The following is a 22,889-nucleotide window of genomic DNA, read 5'->3' as shown; positions in this document are numbered from 1 at the left end:
AGACGTGGGTCTGTCCGTTCCTTTGTGTACGGGGCTTCGGCTTAGTTGATTCCTAGGCGGTCGCCGTAGGTGATGGACAGGGTGTTCAGGATAGCTTTCCAGCCGGCGATCTGCCCGGTCGGGTTCGTGCGATTCGGGCGCCGCTCGAGCACCGTCAGGTAGAGCACCTTCATCGCCGCCTGCTCGTTGGGGAAGTGCCCGCGGCGTCTCGTGGCCTGCCGGAACCTGGCATTGAGCGACTCAATCCCATTGGTCGTATAGATGAGGCGTCTGATCTCCGGCGGGAACTTCAGGAACGGCACGAACTCGCCCCACGCGTTCTCCCACATCTGGATCATCGCCGAATACAGGCTCCGCCATTGCTCGGCGAACTCCGCGAACCTCGCCTCGGCCGCTGCGACGGTCGGAGCGGTATAGACCTCGCGGAGCTGCCTGGTGATCTTGGACCAGTACTTCTTCGACGCGTATCGAAGTGAGTTCCGCACGAGATGCACGACACACTGCTGCACCGTTGCGAGGGGCCAGATCGCGGTGATCGCATCGGGGAGGCCTTTGAGTCCGTCGCAGCAGACGATGCAGACATCGGCGACACCACGGTTGCGCAGCTCCGTGAGCATGTTCATCCATTGCTTCGCACCCTCCCCGCCGGTCGGTCCCATCCACAACCCGAGAACGTCACGATGCCCCTCCAGATCGATGCCGACAGCGACGTAGACAGGCCGGTTGGCGACCTGCCCGTCGCGGACCTTGATCACGAGCGCGTCGATCAGCACCACCGGATAGACGACGTCCAGCGGACGGGCTTGCCATTCCTGCATGTCGCCGAGCACCTTGTCGGTCACCGTCGACACCAGATCACGAGAGACGTCTGATCCGTAGAGATCGGAGAGGTGCTTAGCGATATCGCCGGTGGTCATGCCCTTCGCATACAGAGAGATCACCGCCTCGTCGAACCCCGCGATTCGGCGTTGATGCTTGGGCACCACCACCGGCGCGAACGTGCCCGCCCGGTCCCTCGGGACCTGGATCGTGAGATCGCCGATCTCGGTCCGCACCGTCTTCGGCGTGGATCCGTTCCGACTGTTCGGCGTCTGCTTCCCGACCCGGTCGCCCGGGTCGTAGCCGAGGTGTTCGGTCAGCTCCGCTTCCAACGCGGACTGCAGTACCTGCCGGGTCAGTCCCGTCAGCAGCCCGTTCGGGCCAGTCAGTTCGATCCCTTGACCACGAGCGGCGGCCACGAGTTGCTCCGCGACCGCGGTGATATTCGGCGGCGCAGGAAGGATCTCCCCGGTTCGCAGATCGACGGTCTCGGATTGCTCAGTTGGTGTCTTCAATTCAGTGTTCATGACGTGATTCATCTTCCCGGACGACCGAAGCCGAACCGATCACGCCGAACCCCTCACACACAAACTTCCCGACAGACCCCAACCCTGCCCGGGCGAGATCCGCGATCACGCCGGAAATGGACCTTTGGGGAAGTTCTGAGACGTCGAGAAGTGATCGAAAGACGAAATGTGCGGATGCGGCAATCAGGGGCCCCCGTCCCTCGCAGACGCGCGTGCGACGAGGTACTCGATGCTGTCCCGTTGCGAACGCTGCGCCCACCGCGTCGTGGTCTGAGCGGTGAGACCCATTTGCGTGGCCACGACGGCCGCTGGCAGGTCGCTGGCGAGAGTAAGCATCGCCGAGTTGCGGGCGATCTGAGGGTGGATCCCGGCCTGCGTGAGCTTTCGCCCGAGCGTGGTGGGGTGGACGGGCTCATGGGATCTACGTGGGGAAGCGAAAAGGTAGCCGGCCTGTCCTGCTCGCGTCTGCGCGCGCGCGGACCGCTCTGCGATATCGGCGAGTTGTTCGATGAGCTGGGCGACCGGCGACGGTAGCTCCAGAGGGTCCTTCGCGATCGCCAAGTAGGTTCGTCCTTCTGCCGTGCTGATGTCGGCGGTCGTGAGCCTGTGGACACTTTCTGTCCGAGCGCCGTAGAGGAGGATGAGGAGGCCCGCGACCCTGGTCGCGAGATCTGCTGTGGTCTGTCCGGAAATGAGCTCGCGAATCAGCGTGCTGTGCAATTCTTCAGGATTGATCTCGCTGGGGTCCGCTGCCTTTTGGACTTCGACCCGGAGACCCTCGGTGACGCCGGAGATGTTCAGCCAACGTATGAACGGGGCGATATCGCTGCTTCGTGACCGGTTTCCGTTGGTCCAGCGGTCGAGCACGTCTTGCGTGAGCACCCCGATGCCCCCGCCGTCATGGTCGAGGTGACGGAGGAGACGAACGGCTGCTCGAATTCGTTCGCGGGCGGAGCCCGCTACTCCAATGGAGGTTCGCCTGCGTCGCGTGCGGCGTCGGACGGTGCGGAGGACCTTCCAATTCGCGTACGGGCCGATCACGGCGGCGTGGTGCGGCGGGAGCGTCGCTACGAGTTCGTCCACCCATGTTCCGAGCCGCTCGGTGTGTTCGTCGCGAAGAGGCAAGATGCCCGCGTCGACCAGCAGCGACCTGAGGTGATGTCTGGCCTGCCCCGGCGGGCATGCATCGAGGCTGGCATGCGTGATGGAGGCCTCCGCGCCGATGTTCTGCAGGAGTGCTCTCGGGATGGGCCTGAGGAGCCACCGCATGGTTGAGTCCGGACGACCGCGCCGCGCGAGCGCCGCCGGGAGCTCTGCGAGCGGGAAGGGGATATGGCCTGTTGCCGCGGAGAGTAGCTGCTTGACGCTCAAGGTAACTGAGCAGCGTATGCACGTTTGCTCAAAGTGTTGATCGCCGGCCGCACCGCAGAGAGCACACACGTAGTCCCGTGTTGCTCCGGCGCACGGCCCGCAGATCCGCTCCCCCGTCTCGGAAGCCCCGATGAGAGCCTTGACCTGATCGCAGGAGGGACACGTGCTCGGGGCGCGGAGCACGCGCCTGTAGCAGCCGGCGCAGACCGGGCCGATCGGCCACGTCGTGGTGTGAACCGGCTGCGTGAGATGGCAATCGACGCACTCCGTCTCGGTGGTCTGGTAGCAGGCTCTACAAAGATCGGTAAGGCCGTTCTGGCGGCGTGTGGCGATTGGTCGTTCCTGTCCGCAGCGCCCGCATGCCCGGACAGGCGCGTGGTAACAGCGCTGGCAATAGTCGTCTCCGTTGACGACGGCGGTGACGTGGTCCACGCGGCCGCACCCCGCGCAGGCCCGCTTGGGTCGAGCGCAATAGCTGCAGAGTGGGGCGCCGTCGCTCGTTCGGGCGGTGGGTGTTCGTGACCGGTGGCAGCGTGAGCATTCCTCGCGCCTGCTGATGTTGTAGCACGGGCGGCACAATCCGCCTCCATCGGCGAGCCTCTTGGAGCGTGGTGCGGTCACACCGCATGCGGAGCAAGGATGCTCCGGGAGTGCTTTCACTGAGCTGTGCCGGGGCGGCTGATGGTCGTGCGCCGGGACGTCACCCGGCTCTTCGGCGACAGGGTCTCCCCCGCGACCTTCTTGTTCGAGGCCTCGACGATGCGGGGCTCGATGAGGTCGTTGGGCGTGCACCCCAGGATGTCGCACAGTGCAACGAGGATCGACATGCTCAGCCGTTGCGGTTGTCCGGTGACGAGTCGGTAGGTCTGCTCTCGTGAGAGCGAGACGCCCCGTTCAGCGAGGCGTGGCTGCAGATCTGTCGTAGCGAACATGCCCTGCTCGGCCATCTTGGCGCGCAGGTGCCAGACGTAGTCCATTTCCTTCATCGCGGTTCCTCCTGGAGCTCGAGGCCGTACCTTGTGTGGATGGCCTGGGTGAGGAGACGGTTCCGGTACTCATTGGAAACGCCCACATAGATTGCGGTTGTCGAGGAGAACGAGTGCCCGACCTGCTCTTGGATGAACCGTTCCGGGTAGTCGAACTCCACCAGGTGGGTGACGTACGAGTGCCGCAGCGAATGCAGATCCAGCGTGGAGTCGATACCGGCAGCGTCCCGGGCGGTGCAGAACGCTTCGTTCGCGGCCCGTCTACTCATCCGCGTTCCGCGCTCGGTCAACCACAGAGCCGGTGATGACCGGGAGGAACAGAAGGCGGGACGAACCTCCTCGAGGTAGTGGGCGAGGGTCTCGGCGATCCAGCCCATCTCCGGAACCGTCAGGACGGTGCGGCGCTTGGGCGGGCCACCGCGGTTTGCCTTGCCGTACCGCACTGACAGCGCCCCGAACCGATCCAACTGCGGAAGCTTTGCGTTCCGTCGCAGGTCCACCAGGTCAAGCATCACCGCCTCCCGGCGGCGCAACCCATACGCGTAGACGCATTTCAGCAGTGCCGCATCGCGAACAGCTTGCGCGGCGCCCTTTCGCCGTCGTGCGCGGATCCGGGCGGCCAAACCGTCGGCCGCGTCGAACAGTGCCTGGACCTCGTCGTAGGTCAACGGTCGCCGGCCAGCGTCGCCTTCATAGTCGCTGACGTGCACGATCGAGTTGTCTTCGTGGAACACCTGCCTTGGGGTCACCCCGAAACGTTCCTCGCACTTCGTCATCCATTGGTACCGGGTGTCAGTGAGGTACTCGCAGAACATCTTGATGTCGATCTCGTAGCCGCGCAGGGTGGATACCGTGAGCGGCTTCACACCCGAACGCAGCTCGCTCACCCATGCCTCGGCCTCCGCCGGCGTCCACTGCCACGGGTACTGGCCAGTGAACTCCGCGAACCGCCGCACAAGACGCTCCCGCGCCTTGATCGTCGGCACTTTGAGGTAGCGAGCCGTCTGCTGCGCCCGCCACCCCTCTAACATCGCATCGAACACTGCGCGCTCAGGGTCCAGGTGAATAACGTTTCGCGCTGCCAGGCGAGAGGGCAATGGGTCGGGATCAAGCACACCTCATCATGCATCAGACCGGACATTGATGCAACTGAGCCAACCAAGTCGCGAGCTCAGCGTTAAACCCGAACTCCCACGCTGCGATCGACGACTTCCGCGCGAAAAATGATCCGAGAATGGTCGTCTTTCATGTTGCATCAGACGGCAATATCGCTCGTTTGGCGATGCGGTCGATCTGATCCGGCCGAACATCGCACCAGTGGTCCTGCTCGTCGACGACGACGACCGGCGCCATGCTGTAGCCCAGTTCTTCCGTGATGTAGGCGTAGGCGGCGGGGTTCTCCCTGACATTCACCTCGACGAACGGAATGCCGGCCCCGTCGAGCATCCGCTTGGTCATGGTGCACTTCACGCAGCTCGGACCCGTCGTGTAGACCGTCACAGGTTCCATGTCCCCTATCCCTCCTGGTCGCCGTCCCACATGCCTAGTGGTCTGGTTTGTTGATACTCTCAGTCTAGTCTAGTTGGTCAATGCTGTCTAGTGTTTCTTTCTGTTTTTCTCGGGACGTACGCGCTGGGGCTGCTGGGTGTTCGGTAGGGCTGGGTATCCCCGTGGCGCAGCGTGACAACCTCGGCCACGCCCCCGCATGCTCGATCTCCGGCAGTCAGCTCGGGGCGGACGCTGCTCCCTCGGCTGGGACAGGCCAGGGCCTAGGTACTTCTCCCCCTCCAAATCCCACCCCGTCGTCATCAGCGAAGAAACCGGCGTCGGCTGGGTCGGATGTCGCCGGCGTGGGGCTCCCCCCACCGGAACGCCGGCGCCCGTCCGGGCGGAGCCCGGCGCGGGGAGCGGCCGGGCTTGATGCTCCGGCCACTCCCCCACCCGCCCTACCCTCGGGCGACGACGATTGCCCGTAGGATCGCCCGGTGCTGGGTCGGCGTGGGTGTGACGTGCTCGCCGTCCTCTGTCACTCCGAGGAAGACGACCGGCCCGGCGAGGTAGTCGCCTGGGAGGAATCGGGCACCGAGGAGCAGCGCCACGGCGGTCGCGTGGTGGTTGGGCTCGGCGCCTGTGATCTTCCCTTCCTCGTCGAAGATCGCATCGAGGCCGCCGCGCAGCGCGGCCGTCTCGATCGTGCCGCAGCTCAGGGTGTCGTAGAGGGCGCGCAGCAGGGCGCGGCCGTCGAGGTGGACGTGCTGGATCTTCTCGTCGACGCCGGCGTCGATCCGAACTCCGGTAATGGTGGTCATGATGTGCTCCTTGTCGATGTGGGGTGGTTAGTCCCGGTGGTCTGCCGTGTTGTTACTATCAGTCTAGTCTAGTTGGTCAATACTGTCTAGTCTTGATCTCGATTGTCTGCGGTGGCGGTATCCTGGTGGGGTGCTGCCGGTGTGGTAACCGGCTGCCGTGTTGAAGTCGGGTCCGGCTCCTCCTCGCGGGGGACCGGACCCGACTTGTCTTAGGCGGCGGCCTGCTCGGCTTCGGGCTCGGCTTCGGGCTCGGCGTCGATGCGCAGCGCGTCGGCCAGGGCGTGGACCGCGGCGAGGACGCGGGTTGCGCTGTCGCGGATCACGTCGGCCTCGGCGCGCTCGGCCCATCCGGCGACGTATCCGACGCTGTAGGCGGTGCTGTCGAGCCCGAGCATGCCCGCCAGGACGTAGGCGACGCTCTCGGCCTCGACCTCGTAGCGGCCGCGGTGCTCGACGTACTCGGCCAGGTCCTCGACGTGACCCAGGGCGATGTGCGCGGCCTCGTGAAGGGCGGTCTTGGCCTGGTGAGCGGGGGAGAGGTGGTCAGCGATCACCACGCGAATCGGCCCCTCGGACGCCGGTGCGGTGTACCCGTTGGCGGCCGTCAGCGGCGAGATCTCGACCACGGCGCCCGATGCGGTCAGGTGGTCGACGACGCGGGCGAGGATCCCGCCCTCATCCTCTCCGGCCAGCGGGTGGGCAAGCTCGGACACGTCTTCGTGCCCTTCCATCACCTCGGTCTGTGCGATGTCAAAGACGCTCACGGGGAAGAACACCCGGCGGCGGCCGTTCTCGACCTCCTCGCCGTTCTCCTCGTCGTCAGCTGCGACTTTGACTGTCCCCGTGCCGTAGATCCGGATGCCGCGCTCACCCTTGCGCACCTGGCGGCCCTTCGCCTGCCAAGCCCGGTAGCCGGCGACCTGGGTGGCCTCGGGGCGCTGCGCCCAGATCAGCAGGAGGTTAGCGAAGCTGTAGCGGTGGAAGGACCGCGCGAACCGCAGGTAGGCAGTCCAGGTCTCGGAGTCGCGCAGCTGCTCGACGGCGGCCGTCAGCGTGTTGTGCAGCTCCTCCATCTCGGCCCGCTTCTGCTCGGGAGTGCGGCCCTTGCGGCTGGTCTGGCGCTTCGCGGTCATGATGTGCTCCTTGTCGATGTGGGGTGGTTAGTCCCGGTGGTCTGCCGTGTCGTTACTCTCAGTCTAGTCTAGTTGGTCAATGCTGTCTAGTAGTTGTGTTTATTCTTCTTCCTCGATCTCGACGCGCTCGAACCGGTGCGCGATCTTCGCCGCCATGCGCTCGGCGCGGGCGCGGGTTGGGTAGTTGGCTGTGCGCCGCTCGTCGAAGGTGACGCCGTACAGGGTGCGGAGGTTGAGGTCAGTCTCGCTGTACAGATAGCCGGTTTCACCTTGTACGTGACCAGGATTCGGATGCTCATAGGTGGGGCCTCACGGTCGGGGGAGGGGCGAACCGCTGCGGCCGCCCCTCCTGGTGTGTGCTTAGTGGGGCTGGATGGTGGCGATGTACTCGCCGCCGGGGCCGTGGATCACCAGAGGCGCGTTCACGCCGTCGATCTTCATGACGAAGACGTCTTCGGGCCGCTGCGCTTCGCCCTCGATGTGCACGGTTGCGATCGTGGTTCCCTCGTCGTCGTCGAGTTCGGAGGGTCGGGGCTCTGCCGTTCCAGTCAGTCCGTCACGCACCCAGGGCAACGGCTCCAGGCGTTCGCCGGTGTTGTAGGGGCTGGCGATCTCGTGCGTATTCATGATGTGCTCCTTGTCGATGTGGGGTGGTTAGTCCCGGTGGTCTGCCGTGTTGTTACTCTCAGGTTAGTCTAGTTGGTCAATACTGTCTAGTGTTCTGGTTGTGTTTTCTCGGGAACGTACGCGCCGGGGCTGCTGGGTGTCCGGTAGGGCTGGGTATCCCCGTGGCGCAGCGCGACAACCTCGGGATCTCTCCCGCATGCGCTCGACGTCGGTAGGCGGCTCGGGGCGGACGTCAGCCGCGCGGCTGGGACGTTCCGGGGCTCGTGACGTTGCACTTTCCCGATCCACCCCCTCGTCATCAGCGAAGAAACCGTCACCGGCTGGGTCGTGACGTGCGAGGCCGTCCCCACTGTGTGCAGGCAGCCGGGCGGTAGCTGGCTGTGCACATTGGGGTCGGGGCAGCGTGGTCGTGTCGGAGGGCGGTGGGAGGATGCTTGCCATGAGTTCCGCCGACGTCACTGCATCTTTGCCGGAGCCCTCGGCGCCGGCGCCCGGTCTCATCGCCGGGGTGCGGTCGCGGAGGGGCATGCTCCTGCTGGGCCGCGCGCAGAATGCGATGGTGATGCTGTTGCTGTGGGCGGCGCTCTGGATGGTGTCGGCCGCGGTGTGTGGCGCGATCGCCAATTCACTACCCGGTGTGACGCCGTTCGAATCGCCGAGCGTGCTCGTGCGGATCGGCGTCTTCGGGGTGAGCATGGCCGCGATCGCGGTGGTCATGCTGAACCTGGTGGTCTGGGAGCCGCCGTTGCGGCGCCGCGCTCGGCGGGTGCTGTCCCGCGCGTGGGCGCTGTTTCGTCGGCTGCTGCGTGATGTGTTCGGCCTCGCGTTCCTCAGCGGCCGCCGTCTGGCCGCCGCGGTCGGCCTGGGCGTCATCGCCGCGTTTGTGGCGTTCGGGGCCGGCTACCTGCTGGGCCTGGTGCCCGTGCTCGCGGAGAGCGTGCCGGCGACGGATGCTCGAGTCGAGGCAATGGGCGGCGCCCCGGCGTGGGTGCCGGCGGTGTTCTTCGCGACTTACGCTGCGGCGCCGGAAGAGATCGCCTATCGGGGCGCGCTCCTGGTGGCCGTCGCCGTGGTCGGGGCGTCGACGTCGAACCGGTGGGTTCGCGGGATCGTCACCGTGGCGGCCCTCGTCGGCACCAGCTGGCTGTTTGGTCTCGTGCATCTGGACTGGTCGCTGCTGAACGCGGTGTCTGCGGGCGTGACCGGCGCGATCTTCGGCGTCGTGGCGATCGCCACCCGGAGCCTGTGGGCGGCGATCGTCGCGCACGCGCTGTTCAACGCACTGGTATTCATCCTCTGAGCATCCGTCAGCTGCGCCGGGGCCGGGGGCGCCTCGGGAACCGGCGGTGCATGTCCGCGATGATCCGATCGATTTCGGGCCGCTGGGCTTCGATGTCCTGGCGCCGCTGTGCGGCCTCGGCCCGGCGGATCTCGTTCTCCGCACGGGCCTGGTCGCGGTCGCGCTGCGCCTGGAGGCGCGGGGAGAGCTGATCCTGCCCGATCGCGCGGCGGATGAGCCAGACGAGCCAGGCGAGCGGGTCGCGCTGCTCGGCGGGGTCGACGTCGACGCGCAGCGTCGCGCGGTGTTCGTCGACGAGCTTGAGCACCTGGGCGACGGTCCAGCCGCGCTCGACGAGCCGTTCCCGTGCGATCACGCTGCACACCTGACCGATGTGGCGGCCGCCGACCCACTGAAGGTCCGTGCGCCCGTCGGGCAGCTGCACGAGCACCCGCCGGGGTGCGCTGCGTGATGTCCAGAGGAGCCGGGGGAGTCGTCGGACCAGCTCGGCGGCGAAGTCTTGGACTCCGGGCCGCCAGCTGGGCAGGGAACCACCCAAATCGAACACTTCATTCATAGCTCGACGGCGCGGAGCGCCGGCCGTGTGCGCGCTTGCGCGCCTTGGCAGGGATCTCTTAACCGGTGATTCTTCGGGAACTGGTTGCGGAGTAGGTAGGGGGGTGCCGTCCACAGAACGAGGGATCGTGAGGGCGCGTGTGGACGCCACCGAGCGCTGCGAGATCCCGCCGAGTTCGCGGGCCTCGGCCAGCTGCTCCAGGGTCAGCCGGTTCGCGCCCCGTACGACCTCGACAATGAGCCCGAGACGGGTCAGGAACCGCATGATGCGCTTGACCGTCGCGTGGGCGTATCCGATGCGCTCTGCGACCGTCTGGTGCGAAATGGCCACGCCGCGCCCTGTGGAGTGGTCTGCGGCCGCCGCCCACTCGCGGCAGGCCCGGAGCACCGTGGAGACGCCTGCGACGCGCAGACGGCGTCTCAGGGCCTCGGAGGAGGGCATTGCGATGACGTGCTCCGCGGCCGCGAGCCAGTCGGACGGTGGCGCAACCGTGACACGGGCATAGGCACCGGGCTCCGGCTGGAGCACCAGGCCGCCCCGTCGACGGGTCGCGCGTGAAGGGCGCCGACTATCCGTCCGCTGCGGCGGCCGCGTAACACCGCCCGATGTCCCCCCAATGGGGGACACGCCGTCAGCACGGGCGATGGTGCTTGAAATCTGGGCAGCACGAGCTACCATAGGTGATACCTCCAGGGTCATCTCCTCGGGGTACAACGAAGGTCCGGCTCTCGGCCGGTTCTTCCTCACATCGCCTGATCTGTTCCCGTCGCCAAACTTCGACAGATCCGGCACTAGAGCTTCGAGGCCCGCCGCTGGCGGGCCTCACCTCGTTAAGCGGCGTCGATAGGCAGCTCCCCGTCTCTCAGCGGCTCAGCGGGCAGCCAGATAGGCCGGCCTCGCTCGTCTAGGGGCATGTGCTCTGCGAGCTGGTCGAGCAGCGCGCCGCCCGACATGCCGCTGCGTGCGGCGATCGCGTTGAATCGCTCGCGGGTGGCCTTCTCGATTTCCCAGCCCGCCGTCACGGGTTCGACCCGTGTGCCGCGGGGGAGTCTCGGTGCCATGTAGGCGACGATAGCGCTAGGGCTAGTGTTAACCAGCAGAGACACGCCGAGGCTCAATCCCAAGTTGAGGGTTGGCCGATCAGCGGTCGAGGGTGACGCCGAGCGCGTGCCCGAGGGTCAGGTACAGATGGTCGATGCGTTCAGGTACTGCGACGTACCGGACGCGGCTTCCGGGCCGGATCTGTTCGGCGGGCGGGTCGGTGGTGATAACTCCGGCGTCAAGGAGCACGCCGAGCTGGCTGGACACGGTGCCGGGTACTAGGCCCAGCGCTGTGGCGATCTCGCCACGGAGGGCAGGGCCGTGCGCCTGGAGGTATCCAAGGATCGCGACCCTGATGCGGTTCCCGAGGATGTCGATGGCTGCCTCCACGTTTTCTCCGAGCGGAGTGGGGACAAAACCAGGCATAGGAGCCATTGTGCCCGACTGGCGGCCGTGCCCCTTAGATCTTCACCACTCACACATGACCTATCATGTTACGACCTACCTTGTTACAATGTAGGTATGCTCATCTTACTCCGCCCCGATTCCCCCGGCGAGGGGCGCACGCTCAGCAGCCAGGGGGATCACATCGCCGGAATTTCGGTGTTATGGGGCGTGTCCCCCAAATGGGGGACAGATTCAGCGTGGGTCAGAGGGGTCGGCTTTACTGATAGGCGTGTCGGGCACGGTGGCCGGCATCACAGACCTCGGGGGGAGGCGACGTGAGTAGGAAGAACGCAGTACCGGCATGGCCTGTCATCGGCCTGACGTTCGACGGTGACATGGCCGTTGCGGATGCCGCCGGCGTGGGCGAGCCCATCCGTGTCGCCGCGTACCCGGATCTCGCGACGGCGGCGGGCGCCGCTGCGGCGGCCGCCGCTCGACGGCTCAACGTCCCCCGTTGCCGGGTTCAGGGGATCACCCCTGACGGCGACGTGTGGATGATGGTCGTCGACGCCGAAGCGGAGACCTTGGAGGAGCTGGAGACCGGGGGAGAGGAGAAGCAGGCCCGCCGGGGCTCTAGCTTCTTCCGCGGCCGCCTGTCGACGGTGCCTCGGCAGTGGTGGCTCGTGATCGGCGTGGGCGTCGTCGCGGCGGTGGCGATCGCCGTGGTCGTTGTCCCGCGCGGGATGCTCCCGACTCCGGTGGTCGGCAAGCCTGCCGCCGTCGACGAAGTGCCGGCGCCTGATCCTGGCCAGCTGCCAGTGTCGGCCCCGACCGGGTGGGACACATATGCCCGGTGGGTGATCGAGGCGGAGAAGCCAGACGCAGCCGCGATCCTTGCCGGCCGTGACGTGCTGGTTCTCGCGGACGGCGCAGACGTGATCGCAGTGGACGCGAAGACCGGCCGCCAGCTCTGGCGCTCGGGGACGGCGGGAAACGTCACCGAGCTCTACGCGCCGGCCGACTCCGATGTGATCTACGCCGCCCGCTCCAACACTGGAGTGAGCGTGATCGATCGGTCGACGGGGAAGGTGCTCACCAACGGGGAGACGTCGGCGCGGAACATCATCCTTGGCGATGTCCCGTTCGCTGAACTTCCTGGGCAGGCCGGGGCGGTGCTGGTCGGACGCGCGTGGGAGCGTCGGCAGGTGCCGGCGACGTCGGTCCCGATCGGGACCGTGGGCGAGGGGCTGGTCAGCGTGAGCGTGGAGCAGTCGAGCTTGTGGGTCACGACCTCCGACAGTCCGGTTCTGCCCGAGGCGGTGGCGCTGGGGGCACCGGCTGAGGGACTGTCGCTGTCGCGCATCGTGGCGTTCGTCGACGGCCGGTTGATCCTTGCCTGGGCTGATCGGTTCGGCCCCAAGACCTACACGGTCGATGCCGTCGACGAGGCCGGCCGTCTGACCCGTGAGAGCACGTTCGACGCGACGGGGCGATCGTCGGGTACAGCGACCGTCGACGCATCTGCTGGTCTGGTCGGCATCGGATCTCTCCTGCTCGACCTCAACACCGGAACGGTGACGGAGGCGGAGCAGGGGACGGTGACCGCCCGCGCCGGGTTCGGCTGGACCGAGCAGAGCGGCGACGACCGCGTGCGGATCTCGCCCGACGGCACGACGCTGCCGATGCGCAGCGGCGCCGTGATCCCCGATGTGATCTTGCCGGACGGCCGCGCCGTGGTGCGCGCAGCTCACGGCTCTGATGGAAACGCCTACTACGTGCTGGAGGTGCAGCAGCCGACCCCGACTGCCACTCCGGAACCGAGTCCGACTGACGGAAAGGGAGAGTGATGGAACTCATCGAGGGTGTGGTGACGCGCGACGGCAAAGCGACCGTGCGCGCTGGTGGAGAGTCGGTGCAGCTCACTGCACCGGGAGCTGATCTGAAAGCGGCTCGAGACGCGGTGCTCGCGTCCGCGAAAGACGCGGTGCGCGAGCGCGGGGAGGTCTGCCGACTGGAGATCACCGACAACGGGCGTCGCCACGTGTTCGCGGCGCACCCGGACGGGTCGCTGGTCCCGCTTGCAGACCCGAGCCCGGCCGATGCCGCCGAGCTGCACGACGACGCGGCCTCGGGGCCGGCCGCTCCTGCTCCAGCTGCGCCGGAGCCTGCGCTGATCGAGGACGTGCCCACGGGTGCGTCTCTGCTCCCAGCTGCATCGGCCGCCCCGTCGTCGACGCCGCAGCTCGCGGTGCCCCCGCGTCCGGATCTTCCCTCGGCCCCGGTCGAGGAGCCCCGAGCGAACTACCCCGTGGAGCCGGCCGTGGCCACTGCGCCCCCGGCTGATCAGGGGCCCGTCACTCGGCGCAGCCTTCGCGACACGACGTTCCTCGTCGATGACTCCCGCCACGATCCCGCGGCGAAAGGCTTCCGCGGGCTCCTGACTCGCATCGGAATCAAGCAGGAGCCCTCCGCGGCCGAGCTGGCCGAGCGCGACGATATCGCTGTCGTGTCTCGGCACTGGCCGGGCACGCGCACGATCGCTGTCGTGAATCGTAAGGGCGGCAGCGCGAAGACTCCGGTCGTCGCCGGCCTCTCCGCCGTGTTCGGCCGTTACGGCGGTGGCGGTGTTCTCGCCTGGGACAACAACGAGAACTCGGGCACGCTCCCCATCAGGACCGAGCAGGAGCCGCACGGGGCAAGCGTCCTCGATCTGCTGCACGACGAGGACCGCCTCAGAGACGGCCAGAGCCACGGGCTCATCGCCGGCTACGTGCACCACCAGTCGGCCGATCGCTACGACGTGCTCTGGTCAGATCAGAACGACTTTGGAGATCACGAGATCCAGGCGGAGGAGGTGCGCCGAGCCCACGCCGTGGCGTCGAGGTACTACCGGATGCTCGTCATGGATTCCGGGAACACGGCGCGCGCTGCGAACTGGAAGGCGATGATCGAGCTGACGAACCAGCTTGTGATCGCCACCACGACCGGCGAGGATCGCGCGGAGCTGGGATCACGCACCCTGCAGACGATCGCGGAGCGTGATGAGCACGGGGCGCGCCTGGCTGAGAACGCCGTCGTCGTGGTGAGCTGCTGGAAGCCGGCCGACATGGTTGAGGCGCAGCGCATCGCGGGTCTGTTCGAGCCTCTGGTGCGCTCCGTCGTCATCGTTCCCTTCGACAACGCGTTGAAGGCCGGCCGCATCCGGTTCGACGCGATGCAGCCGAACACGCAACGCGCGTGGCTCGCAGCTGCGGCCGCTGTGGGGCGGGGACTATGAGCAACCCGTTCCTGCCCGCTGCGGCCCCGGTCGAGGTTCCCGAGGAGATCGAGACCGATCCGATCCTGGGCAACGCCGCCGAGCAGACTGGGCTTGACGCCCCTCGTCTCGCGCGCGACGTCGCCCCGGCAGCGCCCGCGGTGCAGGCCCCGACGATCACCGCAGACACGGTGTGGCTCGTGGGAGCGTCCGGCGGAGTCGGCGTGAGCACGCTCGCCCGCCTGGCCGGGGAAACCGTCGTCGACGGGGGAGTGCACGCGCCGGCATGGCAGGCTCCCACGTTCGTGGTCGCAGCCACTCACCCCGCAGGGCTGGAAGCGGCGGCCGTCCTCGCACGCGCAAACGCGCGAGGAGATGTCGACTACGACATTCGCGGGCTCATCCTCGTACACGACCGGCCCAAGCTGTCGCGGGCGACCGTGCAGCTCGCGAAGCAGGTAGCGGGCGTGTACCCGCGCACGATGACGGTTCCGTTCGTTCCCGCGTGGCGGGAGCCCGGAGCCGTCGAGATCCCCAAGAACGTCCGTGTGCAGCTGGTCCTGGCTGCTCTGGCACCCAAGAAAAGGAAGAAATCATGAAGATCCTCGCGGCATTCACTGCACTCACCGGCTACGTCCCGCCGTCCGGCGGCGAGGCCCCTCCCGGCGTCGAGAACATCAACACGATCGTTACGTGGGCTCTCTGGGGCGTTGGAGCGGTCCTGTTCATCTACTTCATCGTTGGCCTCGTGCAGGCCGCACAGGCCCGCAACCGCGGCGGCCAGGCCGACGCCTCGGCGCCGGTGTGGCCGCTGGTCCTCGCGATCATCCTCGGCGCATCGGGAACGATCTGGAACGCAATCGCCTAACGGGCACACGACAGGACGGAGCGAGACATGGCGAAGGAAACCCCCGGCTGGTGGAGCCGCAACGCAAACCGGATCGCGCGCCCGGAGGAGCAGAGCCCGGAGCAGGCGAAGCGTGCCCCGTGGGTCTTGCTCGCGTTCCTCGCGCTGATCGTCATTGTGGCCGTGGGCGTGTGGGCGCTGCGGGTGTTCTGGTTCGAGCCGTCCCAGACGGCCGAGCCGGCACCGCAGCCCACCAGCTCGTCGGCCCCGGTCGAGACGACGACCCCAACCGACCCGGATGGGACGTGCACGCTCGACAACACCAACCGAGACATCAGCGCTACGCCGCCGGAGGCCACTCAGTGGGTGATCGAGCGCTGGGCGCCTCTCCCGGTCGTCGACGGCGCCGGCCCCTGCATCGAGCGCGACGGCTACCGCGTGGGCTTTGCCCACACCCAGACCGGCGCTCTGCTCGCCACCTATCACTACTTCGTACACGCGAACCCGAGCACAGCTGGGGCAGAGACCCGCGCGATTGCTGAGTATGGACTGGTCGATGGGCCTCTGAAAGACCAGATCCTTAAGCGAATCGACGATGTGCTGAACGGTGTCGAGCCCCGCCATACGGACGCGGACATGGCCAAGATCTCGCTGCGCGGATATCGCATCACCTATGAAGGCGATACGGCCGTCGTCGAGCTGCTGGCCGGCAGCCCTGACGGTTCTGTGCTGTCCGGCGGCACCTTCAAGCTGGTGTGGCAGGACGGCGACTGGCGAGTGGACCCTGCGGCGGGAGACTCCCTTGAAGCCTCGACGACGAACGTGCGCGCGAGCGACTTCGTTCCGTGGAGCCCGAGCACGACAGGTGCGAAATGAGAAGCGCGGGGATCATCGACGACATTGTCGGCGGTATCGGTGATTGGTTCACCGATGTGCTGCGGAACACGGTCTCCGCGCTGATTCAGGGCGTCTCGGAGGCTGTGAAGTGGGTGTCGACGTACTTCCTGTACCTACCGGCACCGGTGCTGGAGGGCGAGGGCGCTGGTTGGTCTCCCGCGGAGCGCGTGCAGGCCTATACGGACTGGGCCGTGATCATCGGCGGCATGATCGGTATGGCGTTCGCGCTGATCATGGTGGCGCGTCGGAAGGACGCCGATTCTGCGGTCGACGTCACGATGGGCTTCTTCCGCGTGATCCTCGTAACGGGCGCAGGTATCCCGACGATCTCTCTGCTGGCGAAGTTCTTCGACCAGGCATCGCCGTGGCTGATCAACAACATTGCCGGCGGGACGTTCGAGGAGGGGTTGGGAACGCTCGTGGGTGTGGACGCGGCGGCCGCGTCGAGCATGGGTGTCGGCACTCTGGTGCTGATGCTCGTCTCTCTCGTTTTCGGTGTGCTCGGCGGCATCCTCAACCTGTTCATGGTGATGTTCAACTGGGGCGTCCTCCCCGTCGTCGCGGGGCTCCTCCCGGTGCTTGCGGCGGCCGCGATGTCCGAGCGGGGCCGGAACGGCTTTAATCGGGTGCTCGCGTGGACTGCTGCGATCCTGCTCTTCAAGCCGGTTGCGGCGGTGATCTACGGCGTGGGTATCGCCAGCGGCCGGATGATCACGGGCGGGGTCGAGGACGCCGGGCAGATCGTCCTCCAGTCGATTTATGGGACGGTGCTGCTGTGCGCTGCCGGGATCGCCTTGCCGGCGATCGCGCGTATCGTCGCGCCGGCGATCGCGGCGGGCACTCAGGGCGGTGGAGCCGGCTTGCTGATCGGGGCGGGGATGGTCGCCGCTGGAGCTGTCACGGGTGGAGCTGCGGCAGTGGCGGCCGCCGGAGCCCGCGGCGCCGGCATGGCGGGCGCAGGGAAGATCGCCACTGCCGCTGCGCCGGCCCCGAGCGGCGCATCGTCGACGGCTGGCACGAAGGGTGGCGCGTCTAGCGGCCCGTCGGGTGCCGGCTCGGGGTCTGGCGGCGGCCCGTCGGGCGCTGGCTCTGACGGTGGCAGCTCGTCCGGTAGTGGCGGCGGCGCATCTGGTGGCGGTGGTTCCGCTGGCGGTGGAGGTTCGGCGCCGTCGGGTGCTGGCCCCTCGGGTGGTGCTCCCGCGACTCGCGGGTCGCAGTGGGCGAAGCGCTGGGCGGCGAACGGCGCGTACCAGACGCAGTCGCAGATCGGCGCAATGGAGCAGGCAGTAGAAGCGGGGGATGAGCGATGACTGAGCAGCTTTACGGGAACGTGCAGGAGCCGCGTTACGCGCGCACGATGGGCCTCTCAATGGCCTCTGTCGCGCTGGTGATCGCGGGAGGCGTGTCGACGTTCTTCCTGATGCAGTTCTTCGCTGTGCCGATCCACTTCGCGGCGATCGCGCTGCTGGTCGCGATCGCCGGCGTGTGGTTCTTGGAGACGGGTAGGAAGCAGGGGCGTACGCGCCTGGAGAGGGCGGTAGGTGCACACATGTTCCGCAAGTCGAAGAAGAAGGGCGCATCGACATATCTGAGCGGCCCGACGTCGCGGATGCCGGACGGCTCGCACCGCGCGCCGGGACTGCTGGCGTCGACGGAGATGTTCGAAGGGACCGACCACCTCGGCCGGCCCTTCGCTTTCCTGTGGGATCGAGTGAAGAAGACGGGCACGGTGTTCTTCACCGCGTCGGCGTCCGGGCTCGATCTCCAGGATCAGGAGGTGATTGACTTCCTGGTCTCGGGGTGGGGTGGGTATCTGCATCAGTCGGGCACGCTGGCCGCGTTGGAGCAGGTAGCGGTGACGGTGACAAGTATGCGAGACACGGGGGAGCGGCTGCCCGCCGCGGTGCAGGAGCATCGTTCGCGGGTCGACGCCTCCGCGGTGCCGACCTTCGCCCGTGAAGCGGTCGACGAGATCGTCGCGGACGTGAACGCGGGGGTCGGACGCATCGATGCCCGGATCGCGGTCACGTTCTCGGGCGCTCCGAACCCGGATGAGGGTTTGGACGCCCGCAGCCGTGAAGACCTGATGGGCGAGGTCATGGTGCACCTGCCGGCGATGATCGAGCAGCTGGAGCTTTCCGGCGGCGGCGTGGTGTCCTACCTCGCCGCGCAGGAGATCATCGACACCACGTACGTGGCGTACAACCCGGAGGCTGCGGTCGCGGTCGAGCAGGCGCGGTTGTCGGGTGTCGGCACTGGTCTCACCTGGGAGGAGGTCGGCCCTGTTCACGCGGTGAACGAGGTCGACCGTTACGAGCACGGCGGCGGGATCTCGCTGTCGTTCCAGGTGTGGAGGGCACCGGCAGGGGTGTTCCGGGAAAGCTCGCTCATGGCGCTGTTGAAGGCGGATGACGTCAGTGAGCAGAAGCGGGTCACGATCCTCTACCGGCCGCTGTCGGCGGAGCAGAGCCAGAAGCGCGTGCAGACGGCGGTGGCGGATGCCGACTACGAGACGAACCAGAAGGGCCGCAAGGCGACGGGCGCGCAGCTCGCGTCGGCCGCGCGGGTGAAGCAGACCGAGGCGGAGGTGTCCGCGCGGGGTGCGTCGCTGATCCGGTTCTCGTTCATCATCACCGTGACGGTGATGGATCCGGCCACGCTGCGGCGGGTGCCGTCGATGGTCCGCAACGCGGCTCAGACCGGTGTGCAGCTGAGCGTGCGGCCGTCGACGGGCAACGAGGATGCAGCGTTCGCGATTGGGCTGGGTCTCGGCATCGTCCCGGCGAAGTGGGCTTCGGTATCACCGCAGCTGCGACAGGCGCTCTAGGAGGCGATGACATGGGTGTTCTCGATGACGTATTCGACAAGGCGGTCAGCAAGACGAATCGGCTGCTGGGCCGTCAGCCGGCGCCAACAGCGGTCGATGTCCCTTTCCCGGGACTGACCGCAAAGGGCGTGGAGGGGCCGACGCTCGGCGCACACGTCTTTGTGGAGGCGCCACCCGAGTTCGAGGCGTCGAGCATGCAGGTGTGCGGGTTCTGGCCGTTCAGCGTCGGGGCCTCGACCCCGCTGGTGGGGGCGGTCCTCGGCAAGCACTTCTTCAACGGCGGCCCCGTCTGCGGCGATCCGATGACGCTGTTCAAGCGCGGCATCATCTCCTCGCCGTCCGGGTTCGTCCTCGCCCTCAACGGGCGAGGAAAGTCGTCGTTCGTGGTGCGGATGCTGCTCGGCATTGCCGACGGTGGAGATCTCCCGATGATCCTCGGGGATCTGAAACCCGACTACGTGGGCTTCAACCGGGAGATCGGCGGATTCGAGTTCTCTCTCGGGCGCGGCATGGGCGGCATCAACGTCCTGGACGCGGGGCCGTGGGCGGAGCACCTGCCCCGGCTGGACCCGTCCCGGCGTGAGGGCCTGGACGAGCTGGAGTACGCGCAACTCGCCAAGCGGTACAAGGAGGTTGTGGGGCGCGTGCACGGCCGCCGCCTGAACGCCCTCCGCGGCTTGGTGGAGATGGTTCTGCGTGAGGAGCTGAGCGAGAAGCGGTCAGAGGTCACGGTGCTGTCCGTGGCCGTGGAGATCGCCGCTGAGGAGGCGGCCGCCCGCGGTGAGCAGCCGCTGCCGGCCGATGTGCTGCGCGTCATCACCGAACGTCACCCGCGGGTGCGGGAGAACATTCTGCCCGTGAGCGACGAGGACTACGACAAGCTCACGTCGAACCTGCGGACCGGGCTGAATGGCCTGGGTCCGCACGGTCCGTTCGGGGACGTGTTCTGCCGCCAGACGACGGAGAAGGTGCCGATCGATCGGGCGCTGTGCTTCGACGTGTCGAGCATCCCGTCGACGGACGCGCAGCTGCGTGCGGCCGCGCAGCTCGCGTGCTGGTCGTACGGGCAGTCGGTCTCCGAGTGCGCGAAGATCCTCGCGGAGGAGGGTCTGGAGCCCGAGCGTCACCACTTCATGGTGATGGACGAGCTGTGGCAGATCCTCGAGGCCTGGGACGGCTCGGTGTACCGGATCAACGCGATTACTCGCGTGAACCGCACCGAGGGCCTGGGGCAGATCATGATCACGCACTCCATGAAGGATCTGGAGCTGTCGACCCCGGAGCGGACGAAGATCGCGCGCGGGTTCGTCGAGCGCTCGTCGATGCTGTACCTCGGCGGGCTCGCCCGCAACGAGATGCCCGACCTGCTGAGCGTGCGCCCCTTCTCCAAGAAGGAGCAGGAGCTGCTGGTCGCGTGGTCGGCTGAGGGGTCGATCAACCCCGTCACCGGCAAGCCGACCGCGCCTCCAGGTCGCGGGAAGTTCCTGATGAAGACCGGCGACATGGCAGGAGTCCCGTTCAGCACGGGGCGCGGCCTGACGGCCCGTGAGAAGCAGATCCACGACACGAACGCCGCGTGGGCTGCGGCGATCGGCGCGCACGGGGACAACTGATGCACGGGCGCAGGTATCCGGTCGGGCCGTACGTGATCACCGTGGCGGTCGCCGCTGTGATCTACGCGGCGATCTACCTGGGACAACTGATGTGGCCGGCCGACCGCGGCACGCTGTCGTGGAACCCGCTCGCGGCCGCGATCCAGCTGGTGACGGGGGAGAGCGCGTGGCCTCCCGGCGCCACGGTGCTGCTCCTGGTCGCCGCAGCGCTCCTCGTGGTCGTGCTGGTGGTGCTGTGGAACCGCGGTGGGAAGACGACGGCCGGGAAGGGCCCGCGCCGGATGACGGAGTTCGAGCGTCGCGTGAACGCGAACCAGAACACCGGGCGCATCCAGGAGCGGGAGCGTCGTGCGGAGATGGAGCACCTGCACCCCGACGTGGAGATCTCCGAGGCGGGCGTGCAGATCGGGCGGGCGCTCGATCGCGGCCGCGGTTGGGTGCTCCAGTCGTACCGGCAGTGCTCGGCGCACATCTGGGGGCCTGGTCGCGGCAAGACGCTCACGCAGGTGGTTCGCCACTCGTACTACGCCCCGGGCGCGTACGTGATGACGTCGAACAAGACCGACGGCGTGAAGTACGTCCTCGCGGCACGGGCGCTGCGCTACCCGGCCGGCCGGGTCTGGATGTTCGATCCCGACCGCATCTTCCGGCACGGTGAACGCCCGGCGTTCACCGTCGATCTGCTCGCCGGGGTGAAGGATACGAAGACGGCCGAGAAGCTGGCCAGCCTGTTCGAGAAGTCCGCTCCCACGGCCGAGCAGGCCGGGGGAGATCCGCAGTTCGACCCGCAGGGGCGGGAGTTTCTGGCGTGGTGCATGCTGGCGGCCGCGGTCTCGGGTAAGCCGCTGCGCCAGGTGCACCTCTGGGTGACCGAGGGCAACACCAGCGACCCGGCGGAGCGCCTGGTCGACGCGGGCTATGTCGGCCCCGTCGCAGCGCTCCGTGGTCTCGGCAAGCAGCCCGACCGCACGCGCGGGAGCGTCTTCGCGACCGCGCAGCGCATGTCATCCGCGATGGTGCACGATCACCTCATGGCGTGGATGACACCGACGCCCGGTCTCCCCGTGTTCGACCCGTCTACGTTCGCGACGTCGACGGACACGCTGATCCTCCTCACGCATGACCAGGCGGGGCCGTTGGCGGCGTTCGTGTCGAGCTTGGTGACTCAGGTCGCCAACGGTGCCGTCGCGGAGGCGGGCCGGCATCACTCGGAGCGCCTGCCGGTGCCGATGGTGATGGATCTGGACGAGTGCGGCAACGTCGTCCGGCTGCCCGATCTGCCCGACTGGTACACCCACTTCGGGTCCAAGGGCATCATCATCAACTCGTACTTCCAGTCGCCCGCGCAGGGCGAGGCCACCTACGGCAAGGAGAAGTTCGCGCAGCTGTGGGACGCCGCCGGCGCCCGCGTCTTCGGCGGCGGGATCGATCACGAACCGTTCCTGCGCGCCCTGTCGGATCTGATCGGCTCGTACGACAAGCCGACGGTCTCGACGACGACCAGCCAGGGCTCACGCTCGCGGTCGGAGTCGACGCAGAAGGAGGCGCGCGCGAGCGTGGCCGAGTTGGCCAACCTGCCTGAGTGGCGGGCGATCGTGCGCACCAGCAACGGCGTCTCGGTCGTTGTGGAGACGGTGCCCGTGTTCAACGATCCGGCGTTCGCGGAGGTCATGCGCGCCGGAGATCAGATCGGAGCGAGCGCATGAGCGATCAGACCACTCCCGCACCCGACCCTCGGGTGATCGAGCGCGCGGAGGCTGCCGTGGCGGCCGCCACGCGCGCCGTCGTCAACGCGGAGGCCAAGGCGGCCGCCGCCGCCGATGTCCTCGCGGACGCGGCCGATGCCGTGTCGGTCGCGGAGACGAAATTCGAGGACTTCCGCGGAGAGGACACAAAGCTGCCGTGGCAGGTCGCGGCCGCGGAGGCAGACCTGGCCAAGAAGAAGCGGGCTCACGCGAGGGCGCAGGCCCGGCACGCGGCGGCCGCCGAGAAGGTCGCCGCTGCGGGGGAGATGCTGGCCGAGGCGCGCGCCGAGCTGGCTCAGGCGCGCGTCACGCCGGCCGAGCCGATCCCGGATGACGCCGGCATGCCCCCGGGTGCCCCGCCCGAGGTCGTGGCGTGGGTCGAGAAGCTGACCCTCTACCTGGAAAGCCAGGAACGCGACGACTCGGTGTGGTGCCCGCAGTGGCAGGAGCACCCCGAGGCGGTGTGGCGGTTCACCGCCCTGCATCGGGAGTTCGAGATCTCTTTCCAGGACGACACGATGTCGAGCTGGTGGGTGAACCACTTCGATCGGCACGCGCCGTTCCTGTTCGGCCGAACGGGGATCTTTCAGGGGTGCGAGACCGCCCACGACCCCGACCGGACGTTCCGGTTCGCTCGGAGGGCGTGAG

22 protein-coding genes are annotated in these 22,889 nt (G+C 67.5%); 11 read left to right on the top strand and 11 right to left on the bottom strand.

All coding sequences use genetic code 11. The features are described 5' to 3' along the window. Positions 1-41: 41 nt before the first annotated feature. The 8 genes from M4D53_RS14445 to M4D53_RS14410 all read right to left on the bottom strand — a co-directional run bounded on the left by M4D53_RS14445 (position 42) and on the right by M4D53_RS14410 (position 7,772). Positions 42-1,346, bottom strand: coding sequence for an IS256 family transposase (locus tag M4D53_RS14445; protein WP_259954689.1), 1,305 nt, complete (start codon positions 1,344-1,346; stop codon positions 42-44). 183 nt (positions 1,347-1,529) lie between these two features. After that, positions 1,530-2,717 (bottom strand): hypothetical protein, encoded by a 1,188-nt coding sequence (locus M4D53_RS14440; protein WP_259954688.1) that lies wholly within the window; start codon positions 2,715-2,717, stop codon positions 1,530-1,532. Between the two features lie 656 nt (positions 2,718-3,373). Then, positions 3,374-3,703 carry a helix-turn-helix domain-containing protein gene (locus M4D53_RS14435; protein ID WP_259954686.1) on the bottom strand — a complete coding sequence of 110 codons (330 nt, stop codon included), beginning with the start codon at positions 3,701-3,703 and terminating at the stop codon, positions 3,374-3,376. Next, entirely contained in the window at positions 3,700-4,818 is a 1,119-nt protein-coding gene (locus M4D53_RS14430; RefSeq protein WP_259954685.1) for a tyrosine-type recombinase/integrase, read from the bottom strand. Before M4D53_RS14430 ends, M4D53_RS14435 begins: the two co-directional genes overlap by 4 nt. Positions 4,819-4,948: 130 nt before the next feature. Next, on the bottom strand, positions 4,949-5,212 hold the full coding sequence (locus M4D53_RS14425) for a glutaredoxin family protein (protein WP_259954684.1): 264 nt from the start codon (positions 5,210-5,212) through the stop codon (positions 4,949-4,951). A gap of 437 nt (positions 5,213-5,649) precedes the next feature. Next, entirely contained in the window at positions 5,650-6,012 is a 363-nt protein-coding gene (locus M4D53_RS14420; RefSeq protein ID WP_259954683.1) for a DUF3846 domain-containing protein, read from the bottom strand. Positions 6,013-6,221: 209 nt separating this feature from the next. After that, complete coding sequence (locus M4D53_RS14415) at positions 6,222-7,145, bottom strand: ArdC-like ssDNA-binding domain-containing protein (protein WP_259954682.1); 924 nt, start codon at positions 7,143-7,145, stop codon at positions 6,222-6,224. A 360-nt stretch (positions 7,146-7,505) separates the two neighbouring features. Next, positions 7,506-7,772, bottom strand: coding sequence for a hypothetical protein (locus M4D53_RS14410; RefSeq protein ID WP_259954681.1), 267 nt, complete (start codon positions 7,770-7,772; stop codon positions 7,506-7,508). Positions 7,773-8,211: 439 nt separating this feature from the next. On the opposite strand from M4D53_RS14410, the gene M4D53_RS14405 reads away from it, so the two are divergent. Next, a complete protein-coding gene (locus M4D53_RS14405) occupies positions 8,212-9,072 on the top strand; it encodes a CPBP family intramembrane glutamic endopeptidase (RefSeq protein WP_259954680.1) in 861 nt (286 codons plus the stop codon). A gap of 7 nt (positions 9,073-9,079) precedes the next feature. On the opposite strand, the gene M4D53_RS14400 is transcribed toward M4D53_RS14405, so the two are convergent. The 3 genes from M4D53_RS14400 to M4D53_RS14390 form a co-directional block, all read right to left on the bottom strand. After that, positions 9,080-10,156, bottom strand: a complete 1,077-nt coding sequence (locus M4D53_RS14400) for a hypothetical protein (RefSeq protein WP_259954679.1) — start codon at positions 10,154-10,156, stop codon at positions 9,080-9,082. Between the two features lie 302 nt (positions 10,157-10,458). After that, on the bottom strand, positions 10,459-10,689 hold the full coding sequence (locus M4D53_RS14395; protein WP_259954678.1) for a hypothetical protein: 231 nt from the start codon (positions 10,687-10,689) through the stop codon (positions 10,459-10,461). Between the two features lie 79 nt (positions 10,690-10,768). Beyond that, positions 10,769-11,095 (bottom strand): ArsR/SmtB family transcription factor, encoded by a 327-nt coding sequence (locus M4D53_RS14390; protein ID WP_259954677.1) that lies wholly within the window; start codon positions 11,093-11,095, stop codon positions 10,769-10,771. Between the two features lie 296 nt (positions 11,096-11,391). Here M4D53_RS14390 and M4D53_RS14385 point away from each other — a divergent pair, with 296 nt between their 5' ends. From M4D53_RS14385 to M4D53_RS14340, 10 genes are read left to right on the top strand one after another with little or no spacing between them, the layout of a single operon-like run. Then, positions 11,392-12,903 carry a BamB-related PQQ repeat family beta-propellar protein gene (locus M4D53_RS14385; RefSeq protein ID WP_259954676.1) on the top strand — a complete coding sequence of 504 codons (1,512 nt, stop codon included), beginning with the start codon at positions 11,392-11,394 and terminating at the stop codon, positions 12,901-12,903. Beyond that, a complete protein-coding gene (locus tag M4D53_RS14380) occupies positions 12,903-14,333 on the top strand; it encodes a MinD/ParA family ATP-binding protein (protein ID WP_259954675.1) in 1,431 nt (476 codons plus the stop codon). The genes M4D53_RS14385 and M4D53_RS14380 overlap by 1 nt, the downstream gene beginning before the upstream one ends. Further along, complete coding sequence (locus M4D53_RS14375) at positions 14,330-14,911, top strand: DUF6668 family protein (RefSeq protein WP_259954673.1); 582 nt, start codon at positions 14,330-14,332, stop codon at positions 14,909-14,911. The genes M4D53_RS14380 and M4D53_RS14375 overlap by 4 nt, the downstream gene beginning before the upstream one ends. Further along, positions 14,908-15,180: a hypothetical protein gene (locus tag M4D53_RS14370; RefSeq protein ID WP_247639115.1), complete on the top strand. Its 273-nt coding sequence runs from the start codon at positions 14,908-14,910 to the stop codon at positions 15,178-15,180. The genes M4D53_RS14375 and M4D53_RS14370 overlap by 4 nt, the downstream gene beginning before the upstream one ends. 27 nt (positions 15,181-15,207) lie before the next feature. Beyond that, positions 15,208-16,035: a DUF8175 domain-containg protein gene (locus M4D53_RS14365; RefSeq protein WP_259954671.1), complete on the top strand. Its 828-nt coding sequence runs from the start codon at positions 15,208-15,210 to the stop codon at positions 16,033-16,035. After that, the gene (locus M4D53_RS14360; protein WP_259954670.1) at positions 16,005-17,366 is read left to right on the top strand and encodes a hypothetical protein; all 1,362 of its coding nucleotides are present in this window, start codon (positions 16,005-16,007) and stop codon (positions 17,364-17,366) included. Before M4D53_RS14365 ends, M4D53_RS14360 begins: the two co-directional genes overlap by 31 nt. Beyond that, positions 17,363-18,883, top strand: a complete 1,521-nt coding sequence (locus M4D53_RS14355; RefSeq protein ID WP_259954669.1) for an SCO6880 family protein — start codon at positions 17,363-17,365, stop codon at positions 18,881-18,883. The genes M4D53_RS14360 and M4D53_RS14355 overlap by 4 nt, the downstream gene beginning before the upstream one ends. 11 nt (positions 18,884-18,894) lie before the next feature. Then, positions 18,895-20,496, top strand: coding sequence for a putative type IV secretion/conjugal transfer ATPase (locus M4D53_RS14350; RefSeq protein ID WP_259954668.1), 1,602 nt, complete (start codon positions 18,895-18,897; stop codon positions 20,494-20,496). Then, positions 20,496-22,202: a type IV secretory system conjugative DNA transfer family protein gene (locus tag M4D53_RS14345; protein ID WP_259954667.1), complete on the top strand. Its 1,707-nt coding sequence runs from the start codon at positions 20,496-20,498 to the stop codon at positions 22,200-22,202. Before M4D53_RS14350 ends, M4D53_RS14345 begins: the two co-directional genes overlap by 1 nt. Then, positions 22,199-22,888 carry a DUF4913 domain-containing protein gene (locus M4D53_RS14340; protein ID WP_259954666.1) on the top strand — a complete coding sequence of 230 codons (690 nt, stop codon included), beginning with the start codon at positions 22,199-22,201 and terminating at the stop codon, positions 22,886-22,888. The genes M4D53_RS14345 and M4D53_RS14340 overlap by 4 nt, the downstream gene beginning before the upstream one ends. The last annotated feature ends 1 nt before the right edge of the window (position 22,889 follow it).

This window comes from Microbacterium meiriae (assembly GCF_025143875.1).
GTDB classification, from domain to species: Bacteria; Actinomycetota; Actinomycetes; order Actinomycetales; family Microbacteriaceae; genus Microbacterium; species Microbacterium meiriae.
The sequence above is the reverse complement of the archived record's forward strand: the minus strand, read 5'-3'. Positions and strand labels throughout refer to the sequence as shown.

What these genes read in the sequence shown, in the direction of transcription:
- M4D53_RS14445 (WP_259954689.1), bottom strand. Translation starts at nt 1,346, where the DNA reads ATGAACACTGAATTGAAGACACCAACTGAGCAATCCGAGACCGTCGAT.
- M4D53_RS14435 (WP_259954686.1), bottom strand. Translation starts at nt 3,703, where the DNA reads ATGAAGGAAATGGACTACGTCTGGCACCTGCGCGCCAAGATGGCCGAG.
- M4D53_RS14425 (WP_259954684.1), bottom strand. Translation starts at nt 5,212, where the DNA reads ATGGAACCTGTGACGGTCTACACGACGGGTCCGAGCTGCGTGAAGTGC.
- M4D53_RS14420 (WP_259954683.1), bottom strand. Translation starts at nt 6,012, where the DNA reads ATGACCACCATTACCGGAGTTCGGATCGACGCCGGCGTCGACGAGAAG.
- M4D53_RS14415 (WP_259954682.1), bottom strand. Translation starts at nt 7,145, where the DNA reads ATGACCGCGAAGCGCCAGACCAGCCGCAAGGGCCGCACTCCCGAGCAG.
- M4D53_RS14410 (WP_259954681.1), bottom strand. Translation starts at nt 7,772, where the DNA reads ATGAATACGCACGAGATCGCCAGCCCCTACAACACCGGCGAACGCCTG.
- M4D53_RS14405 (WP_259954680.1), top strand. Translation starts at nt 8,212, where the DNA reads ATGAGTTCCGCCGACGTCACTGCATCTTTGCCGGAGCCCTCGGCGCCG.
- M4D53_RS14395 (WP_259954678.1), bottom strand. Translation starts at nt 10,689, where the DNA reads ATGGCACCGAGACTCCCCCGCGGCACACGGGTCGAACCCGTGACGGCG.
- M4D53_RS14390 (WP_259954677.1), bottom strand. Translation starts at nt 11,095, where the DNA reads ATGCCTGGTTTTGTCCCCACTCCGCTCGGAGAAAACGTGGAGGCAGCC.
- M4D53_RS14380 (WP_259954675.1), top strand. Translation starts at nt 12,903, where the DNA reads ATGGAACTCATCGAGGGTGTGGTGACGCGCGACGGCAAAGCGACCGTG.
- M4D53_RS14375 (WP_259954673.1), top strand. Translation starts at nt 14,330, where the DNA reads ATGAGCAACCCGTTCCTGCCCGCTGCGGCCCCGGTCGAGGTTCCCGAG.
- M4D53_RS14370 (WP_247639115.1), top strand. Translation starts at nt 14,908, where the DNA reads ATGAAGATCCTCGCGGCATTCACTGCACTCACCGGCTACGTCCCGCCG.
- M4D53_RS14365 (WP_259954671.1), top strand. Translation starts at nt 15,208, where the DNA reads ATGGCGAAGGAAACCCCCGGCTGGTGGAGCCGCAACGCAAACCGGATC.
- M4D53_RS14355 (WP_259954669.1), top strand. Translation starts at nt 17,363, where the DNA reads ATGACTGAGCAGCTTTACGGGAACGTGCAGGAGCCGCGTTACGCGCGC.
- M4D53_RS14350 (WP_259954668.1), top strand. Translation starts at nt 18,895, where the DNA reads ATGGGTGTTCTCGATGACGTATTCGACAAGGCGGTCAGCAAGACGAAT.
- M4D53_RS14345 (WP_259954667.1), top strand. Translation starts at nt 20,496, where the DNA reads ATGCACGGGCGCAGGTATCCGGTCGGGCCGTACGTGATCACCGTGGCG.
- M4D53_RS14340 (WP_259954666.1), top strand. Translation starts at nt 22,199, where the DNA reads ATGAGCGATCAGACCACTCCCGCACCCGACCCTCGGGTGATCGAGCGC.